This is a genomic window from Limnoraphis robusta CS-951 (genome assembly GCF_000972705.2).
The window spans coordinates 1-7,605 of sequence record NZ_LATL02000109.1; the positions used below are offsets into that span (position 1 = coordinate 1).

Here is a 7,605-nt window from a genome sequence, read left to right on the forward strand (position 1 = left end):
AAAAATTATCTATGTAAATCCACTGAGAATTTCACGAATATTTCCTAAGTATTGATTCGATTATTCAGTGTTTCTACGAATTGATTTCCGCAAACCGATAGCTTATTATAGATTTAGTTTCCGATTTAAAACACATCAATTCAGGATCAATAGTTATGAATATCAATCAACAGATATCCAAAGTATCAAAACCGTTTTTGACCTGGAGTTTAGCCCTATCTTCAATAGTGTTGATAACTTTATTTGGAATTGATTCTACAGTATCAGCCCGAGAACAAATTATTTCACTTGGAAATACATCAGACGGTGATCCCGTTTATATAGATTTAGAATCTCCTCAAGGCCATAGTGGACTTTATCAAGTTTTAGTCGAAACTCGTTTGGGTCGTGTTGCTAGTTTTTGGTATGAAGTTAGTTGTTCTGAAAGAAGAATTTTTGAGATGGATGTTGTACTCAATGATGAAGGTCGAGTTCAATCCAAAAAATATGTTCAAGAGGTTTCTTCTGCACCTGCTACATCTCTCGTTCAAGAATCTATGGGAGTGATTTGTCAGCAAAGAGGAGCAAGAGGCTGGTAATTTCTAAATTTGAATATTTTTAAATCCCCAGCTTCTTCGAGAAACCGGGGATTTTATCTTGAAAGATTTGAAAACTCTATCCTTTATTTTTAATCAACATTACCCGAATAATTTCATTGGCAGTTTCTTGAGAAATTTTAAAGGAATTGCAGAGATCATTTAATAGACTTTCTTCTTCATCGCTCACTTCACCATCTGCTAAAATTAAGTCAGTGGCAACAACAAACATTGTCTCGTACAATTCATGGGGAAGGGTTTTAATAGCTTGATCAACCAGTGCTTCAACTCCCTGACGCTTGATAATACCGAAAATTTTGTCAAACATACGTCTCATTACTTCAGACGGATAGCTACGGAAAAGGTGCATCCGACCAAGCAAAGTTATTAATACATCTAATTCCGAGTCTGCAAGATAGCCGTCAGCAGCAACAACTGCTAATGCAATACCTGCAAAAGCTTCCGCCGGACTCATAGCCGTGTCAGTTTTGAGACTGCCAGATGAACGTGCTTTACCAAATAAACCCATATTTTCTCCTAGAGGTAGAGGGTGTTAGACTTTTCAAATCTCTACATCTAGCTTAAATTGAAAATCCAAGATTGAACAGCGTGTAATTACTGATATTTGATAATTTTTGGAAGTGCTTAAATTCGATTCTGTCTCAGTGAAAATACGGAGTTTTTCTGAAAAATGCGATCTACTGTATTTTTCTTGTATTCTTAACGGGTTTACATCCCCAAACTCGGGTAAACTGAAAACAAAGATAGTCTATTGCTATATTTATGAGCGATCGCAACATCATTACCATTGAGCCAGGTAAGCGGGGCGGGAAACCCTGTATTAGACGAATGCGTATCACTGTCTACGATGTTTTGGGCTGGTTGGCCTCGGGAATGTCTCACAGTGAAATTTTAGATGATTTTCCCGAATTAACAGAAGAAGATATCAGAGCTTGTTTGGAGTTTGCTGCTGATCGAGAACGTCGTTTAACGGTTGTGGTGAAGTAAAGGATTAACCCTCTTTTATAATATCATCTGGACGAGACAAAGATTGTTACAACCTTTGATTTTCTCATCCAGATGTATAGGGAATAAACCCTTCAAATCAAGTCAGTTCAAACTCCAACTCTAACTCATCTAAATTTGCCCTTAGCGAATTCCTGCACAAGCCAGAATATCTCCAATAGAGTTAATCAGCAATGGGCGACCATTGGGGCGAGGAATGCGAATTCCGTTGGGTTGTATGGCGGGGTTATGCAGATGGTTTAAATAGCTATTGGGATCTTGTTTGACTAAACCAATAATCGTCTCTGCAACAATACTACTGCCCAAAGCTCCTAAGGTATTTCCCCCAGTTTGTAATGCGGCTTCTTTGAGAATATAATACCATAAAGGTGTTCGGTCTCCAAAGCCCCCATATTCAAGTGCTTGCTTCAGTTTGGGATTGGTTTCTTTATCGATTAAATCTTCTTTTGTTAGGGGTTGAAAACCAAATGCTTGAGCCATTTTTTGTCCGGTTGGTAAACTCAATGAATAACCTCTAACTAAATTTCGTTGAGCTAAATGAGACATGAACGTATTCGCCCCCACTCCGTCCAGTTGAAGATCGAATAACCCTTGAGAAATTTGAGGATCTATTTTACGAGCGACGTTGGGAATCGGTTCATTCGGTGCAAATTGAACAAAATTTTGCCAATCAATACTAAACTGTTTCTTCAATTGGTAATTGTCACCGTTCTTTTCAAGTAAATCAGACTCTTGAGGTCTTTCTTTTGAAACAGCCAAAAGATTCATAATTTTGACTTTAGATTGACGATTGAGTTGATAGAACGGACGAATCATCGAGTGAGCAAAACGAAATCCGGCAACGGAAAATTCTAGGGGCATAAATACCGAATTACCACTAAAGCCGGGACTATAAAAACGCGGCCCGTTGAGAAGAACATCGTCTACTATATTCGGTTCGCAAACCGCCCTGAGATAATCGTTGACTACCACATATTGATAACACCAACGCACGAACTGACGAGCATAAATATACCGGCTTTGAGGTGATAAATGTTGCGGTAAACTACAAGCAATTACATTGTGAAACTTCAAAAATGCAGCATGGAGTTGGCTGATAATCACGTTTTCATCATTACGCATATCCGCAATTTTTGCTTTGCGATCAGCCCGAGGTAAATCTACAAATTGATCTAATTCTTGAACTTTTAGCAGTAGAGTTTCATCGTCATAAAGAAACTGAGCTTCTGTACTTGCTCCAACTTGTCCGCCCGGTATTAATGCTGGCCCATCGGCATAAAGACTATCGAGATCAAGCTGAGGACGCCGCCCATTTTTGAGCTTATTTATAATCACTTGCGGGTCAGCAGGTTGTAGCGCATCGTTAACATTATCGCCAATGCTAATCATACTGATCTCTGTTTCGCGATCTGTTCGAGCGGTAATATCGTGATCGATAAACTGACCCAAATAGGTGAAAACTGAAGGAATATTAGAATTAAACTCCTTCATCTCTTTGTTCGGTTCTCCCAAGTCAGCCATTGCATCCCCGAGCATTTTTAGAGCGGGAATTGTACTGTCGGCTACGGGTAATTTATTGTTCTCTGTATTTTCCCCAATTACCAAGTCGGGAAACATATAACCAAACGGTGTACTAAACAGAATTTCTTCGGTTTGTTCCCTTCTCTCTTTGGCTTGTGGGTTGACTCCCCCGGCATGACTGATATTATTTAGCATTGGCTATTTTCCCTTAAATCAGGATAAAAAAGATCATGTCTCATTTTAGGCAATTTGTCGTTAAATAGCAATTCGCTTTTTTGTGTGTCACTCATTTGTGTCACGTTGGGGTAAAAAAAGCTTCTAGTTGCGCTTTTGCTCTAAAAAAGGGCGCTCATCGCAACTCCAAAATAGATGATTATTAGTTCGTTGTTGCGCTTTAGCTCTAAAAAAGGCCTGAAGCCCAACTACGAACTTAGTAATTCTTAACTAATTTCCCCGCAATTTTGTGGTATTCTCCACTAAACTTTGGGCAAATTTATCGAAGCGTTCAGATAACTTTTCATCGAGTAATTTTCCTTCTTCGTTAAAAGCACTCCAAGCTTGACCAATGGCAATTTGTTCGGGAATTACCCAAGCGTGAACCCATCGCATAATTAATCTCAGGTCATTCAAAGCATTACTATTAACTTGACCCCCCAACACACTCATTAAACCCGCAACTTTACCATCAAGTTGTTCAAAACTCATTAAATCTAAGGCATTTTTAATCACACCACTAACACTCCCGTGATATTCTGGTGTTGCTAATATTAACCCATCCGCTTGTTTAACTGTTTCCCGCAATTTTTCGACGTCGGGATAGTCGGGATATTCCTTTCCGCCATCACAAAACGGAAGACGCATTTGACGCAAGTCTAATATTTCCACTTCCGCACCCAAGGCTTCTACCCGTTGGGCTGCGACGTTTAACGCCTGTTGACTATAGGACTCTGAACGCAGACTTCCACCAATTCCTACAATTTTTACCATAATATTGTCCAAAACTTGATTGCTAAGTCGTACTCATTCCGACTACGTTTAATATAACACAAAAATTAACCTCGCAAGTTCCTAGTTGTGGTTTAGCACCTTTACACCGAAACCTGACACCCGACACGCCACTCCTGACTGTGGGGCGGGTTGATGTAGGTTATTAATGGGAGAAATAGATTAACGCGGAACCTGCCCCTACGCTTGTTGTAAATTTAAGCCAAATCTCTAAAATTGACATCTGTCTAACAACAGAAAAATTATCCTGAGTCTGTCCCTCAGTTCATCCAACTTAAAGTTAAAATCACCAAAACTAAAAGCGACTTTAAACATCTCATTAGGCTGTTTTTCTATAAAAAGCCTAAAAATTCCCGAATATATATGAATTATTCTAGAGAGAGACTAGACATATTTGGTAAGTATTACTATAATCTAATCAAGAATCAGCAAAGGAGTCATCCGATGAGAACCCATCCAGAACATCTGTCCTGCAAACCCCAAGAAGCGGAAGACCAAGAACTGACCCTCACCTGCGAGGACAATAACCTGTTAACCGACCTGTACGAGTTGACAATGGCGGCTTGTTATGCAGGGGAACAACTTGATCAACAATGGGCGAGTTTTGAACTGTTTACCCGCAGACTCCCGGAAAACTACGGCTATTTAATAGCAATGGGACTCGNACATCTGTCCTGCAAACCCCAAGAAGCGGAAGACCAAGAACTGACCCTCACCTGCGAGGACAATAACCTGTTAACCGACCTGTACGAGTTGACAATGGCGGCTTGTTATGCAGGGGAACAACTTGATCAACAATGGGCGAGTTTTGAACTGTTTACCCGCAGACTCCCGGAAAACTACGGCTATTTAATAGCAATGGGACTCGCCCAAGCCTTAGACTATTTAGAAAAGTTTCAGTTTAGTCGCGCTCAAATTGAAGCATTGCGATCGCTAAAAATATTTGCTCACGCCCCTAAAACCTTTTGGCTACTATTAGAAAATGCCAAATTTAGAGGAAACGTTTGGGCTGTCCCCGAAGGAACTGCTATTTTCCCGAATGAACCCCTCTTGCGGGTTGAAGCCCCGTTGTGGCAAGCTCAAATTGTGGAAACCTTTCTCCTCAATACCCTCAACTATCAAACTCTAATTGCCACTCGAGCGGCACGTCTGCGCGATGTAGCAGGCTCAAAAGCAAAATTATTAGAATTTGGAACTCGGCGAGCCTTTAGTCCTCAAGCCTCAGTATGGGCGGCGAGAGCGGCTTTAGCGGCGGGACTGGATGCGACATCTAACGTGTTGGCGGCGTTAAAATTGGGGCGTGAACCTGTGGGAACAATGGCGCATTCGTTAGTGATGGCGGTGGGTGCTTTAGAAGGGGGAGAAGATGAAGCCTTTGCAGCATTTCATCGCTATTTTCCCGGTGCGACACTGTTAATTGATACCTACAATACTGTCGAAGCAGCGCAACGGTTAGCAGAGAAAGTTAAACAGGGTGAAATGCAGTTAAAAGGAGTAAGATTAGATTCGGGAGATTTGGTACAGTTATCTCAACAAGTGCGATCGCTTTTACCGGGAGTTGCTATTTTTGCCAGTGGGGATATTGATGAATGGGAAATTGCGAGGCTAAAAGCAGAAGGGGCTGAAATTGATGGCTATGGACTGGGAACTAAACTGGTAACGGGAACTCCGGTTAATGGGGTTTATAAGTTGGTGGAAGTTGATAGTCATCCGGTGATGAAAAAATCGACTGGGAAGGGAACTTATCCGGGACGAAAGCAAATTATTCGTAAGTTTAAGCAAGGACAAATTCAAAGCGACTGTTTGGTGTTAGTTGATCAGGAAAGATCACAAGTGAGTTCAGGAAATGGTCAGTCAATTGATCGAGTAGAATTAATGCAGTTGGTGATGAAACAGGGTGAACGCATTCTTTCTCCTGAAGCGTTGGATGTTATTGCAAAACGCACGGCTGCTTCTGTGGCGAGTCTTTCTTCTGAAGTGAGACGTTTGGATGATCCGATTTTGTTTGAAGTTGAAGTTTCAGAAGCGTTACAGGAATTGACGGAATGTCTGAGTCACCAAGATTGAGTCTTTATTTGTTCACCACCAAGACACGAAGACACAAAGAAGGGAATTGGGAAATCGTAAAAAACTATTTTCTATTCCCTTTTAACTATATAACTCAAATGGGATTGCTATATGAGTTTACCTTCTGTTCTGAATATTGCTCTGGGTTTATTTTTTGTTTATTTGCTTTTGAGTTTATTGGTTTCAGATATCCAAGAACTTTTATCAACCTTATTTTGGGATAGTCGAGCTAAATATTTGTATGGTTCGATTCGAGCTATTTTAGGAGAGAAGATGGCTGAATTTTTATACAATCATCCTTTAATTAAGTCTTTGAAAGATTATAAAATCGGACAGGGCGATAACTTTGTTGGGCCTTCTTACATTCCTAATGCTATTTTTTCAACGGCTTTAATTGATAGTATTCTTGAACAATCTTTAGTCGAGTTAAATCCGGTTGATTTAGAGTCAGAACAGTTTGTTGAGTCCTTAGAATCATCACCAATTCAAGCCCTACTTCCACCTGATCAAATTAAGCTGTTTAAAGTGTTAGCCGTTCGAGCCGATCTCAAGCAAGATGGGTTTAAAACCTATCTGGAAGCCTTAGAAGCTGAAATAATGAATTGGTTTTCTCAGACAATGGAGAGAACTTCGGGTGTTTATAAACGTCAAGTTAAATGGAAAACCTTGGTTTTGGGGTTTTTATTGGCTGTTGCTTTAAATGCGGATACTTTAAATATTGCCAGCCGATTATACAAGGAACCCTTTTTACAAATTCAGTTAATTCAAGAAGTTGAGAATTTTTATGAAAATCAGACGTTCTTTTTGTCTGATGAAGCTTCACAACAGTCTCAACCTCCTCAAGAACATGGGGCTGAACTCGAGCAAGATNCCTTGGTTTTGGGGTTTTTATTGGCTGTTGCTTTAAATGCGGATACTTTAAATATTGCCAGCCGATTATACAAGGAACCCTTTTTACAAATTCAGTTAATTCAAGAAGTTGAGAATTTTTATGAAAATCAGACGTTCTTTTTGTCTGATGAAGCTTCACAACAGTCTCAACCTCCTCAAGAACATGGGGCTGAACTCGAGCAAGATTTTAGTCAATTTATCGTTGATTTTGCCTCATTGCCTATCGGATGGACAAGGGAAAATTTAAACGAACAATTTGATTTAAAACGATGGAACAGTTCGATTTCTGGAGAGATTCAAGCCGGGCTAATGAGTTTTGAAATTGCTCAGGCAATATTAGGATGGATGATCACAGCGATCGCGATTTCAATGGGAGCTTCCTTCTGGTTTGATCTTCTCAAAAAAATAATTAACGTGCGAAATACAGGCGAACAATAACAGTGAACAGTGACCAGTGACCAGCGCAAACTTGCGACCCGGCGGTTTCCGTCGGTAGCAAAGTTTGTAAGAGAGTGACCAG

7 protein-coding genes are annotated in these 7,605 nt (G+C 40.2%); 4 read left to right on the forward strand and 3 right to left on the reverse strand.

All coding sequences use genetic code 11. The features are described from left to right. The first annotated feature begins 155 nt into the window (after positions 1-155). Positions 156-578, forward strand: coding sequence for a hypothetical protein (locus tag WN50_RS09820; protein WP_046280735.1), 423 nt, complete (start codon positions 156-158; stop codon positions 576-578). 76 nt (positions 579-654) lie between these two features. Here the strand turns inward: WN50_RS09820 and WN50_RS09825 are convergent, their stop codons facing one another. Continuing rightward, complete coding sequence (locus WN50_RS09825) at positions 655-1,104, reverse strand: tellurite resistance TerB family protein (protein ID WP_046280734.1); 450 nt, start codon at positions 1,102-1,104, stop codon at positions 655-657. A gap of 254 nt (positions 1,105-1,358) precedes the next feature. Between WN50_RS09825 and WN50_RS09830 the strand changes: the two genes are divergently transcribed. Then, the gene (locus WN50_RS09830) at positions 1,359-1,583 is read left to right on the forward strand and encodes a DUF433 domain-containing protein (RefSeq protein ID WP_046280733.1); all 225 of its coding nucleotides are present in this window, start codon (positions 1,359-1,361) and stop codon (positions 1,581-1,583) included. A 141-nt stretch (positions 1,584-1,724) separates the two neighbouring features. Here the strand turns inward: WN50_RS09830 and WN50_RS09835 are convergent, their stop codons facing one another. Next, positions 1,725-3,317 carry a peroxidase family protein gene (locus WN50_RS09835; RefSeq protein WP_046280732.1) on the reverse strand — a complete coding sequence of 531 codons (1,593 nt, stop codon included), beginning with the start codon at positions 3,315-3,317 and terminating at the stop codon, positions 1,725-1,727. 249 nt (positions 3,318-3,566) lie between these two features. Beyond that, positions 3,567-4,109 (reverse strand): NADPH-dependent FMN reductase, encoded by a 543-nt coding sequence (locus WN50_RS09840; protein ID WP_046280731.1) that lies wholly within the window; start codon positions 4,107-4,109, stop codon positions 3,567-3,569. Positions 4,110-4,796: 687 nt separating this feature from the next. Here WN50_RS09840 and WN50_RS09845 point away from each other — a divergent pair. Together WN50_RS09845 and WN50_RS35980 are read left to right on the forward strand one after the other, a co-directional pair. Beyond that, entirely contained in the window at positions 4,797-6,194 is a 1,398-nt protein-coding gene (locus tag WN50_RS09845) for a nicotinate phosphoribosyltransferase (RefSeq protein ID WP_152964759.1), read from the forward strand. A gap of 111 nt (positions 6,195-6,305) precedes the next feature. Further along, the coding region (locus tag WN50_RS35980; RefSeq protein ID WP_235440898.1) for a hypothetical protein at positions 6,306-7,064 on the forward strand (759 nt) is incomplete at its 3' end. Positions 7,065-7,605 lie beyond the last annotated feature (541 nt).

Bases quoted from the DNA above. Each gene is read 5' to 3' on its own strand.
- WN50_RS09820 (WP_046280735.1), top strand. From the start codon at position 156: ATGAATATCAATCAACAGATATCCAAAGTATCAAAACCGTTTTTGACC.
- WN50_RS09825 (WP_046280734.1), bottom strand. From the start codon at position 1,104: ATGGGTTTATTTGGTAAAGCACGTTCATCTGGCAGTCTCAAAACTGAC.
- WN50_RS09830 (WP_046280733.1), top strand. From the start codon at position 1,359: ATGAGCGATCGCAACATCATTACCATTGAGCCAGGTAAGCGGGGCGGG.
- WN50_RS09840 (WP_046280731.1), bottom strand. From the start codon at position 4,109: ATGGTAAAAATTGTAGGAATTGGTGGAAGTCTGCGTTCAGAGTCCTAT.
- WN50_RS09835 (WP_046280732.1), bottom strand. From the start codon at position 3,317: ATGCTAAATAATATCAGTCATGCCGGGGGAGTCAACCCACAAGCCAAA.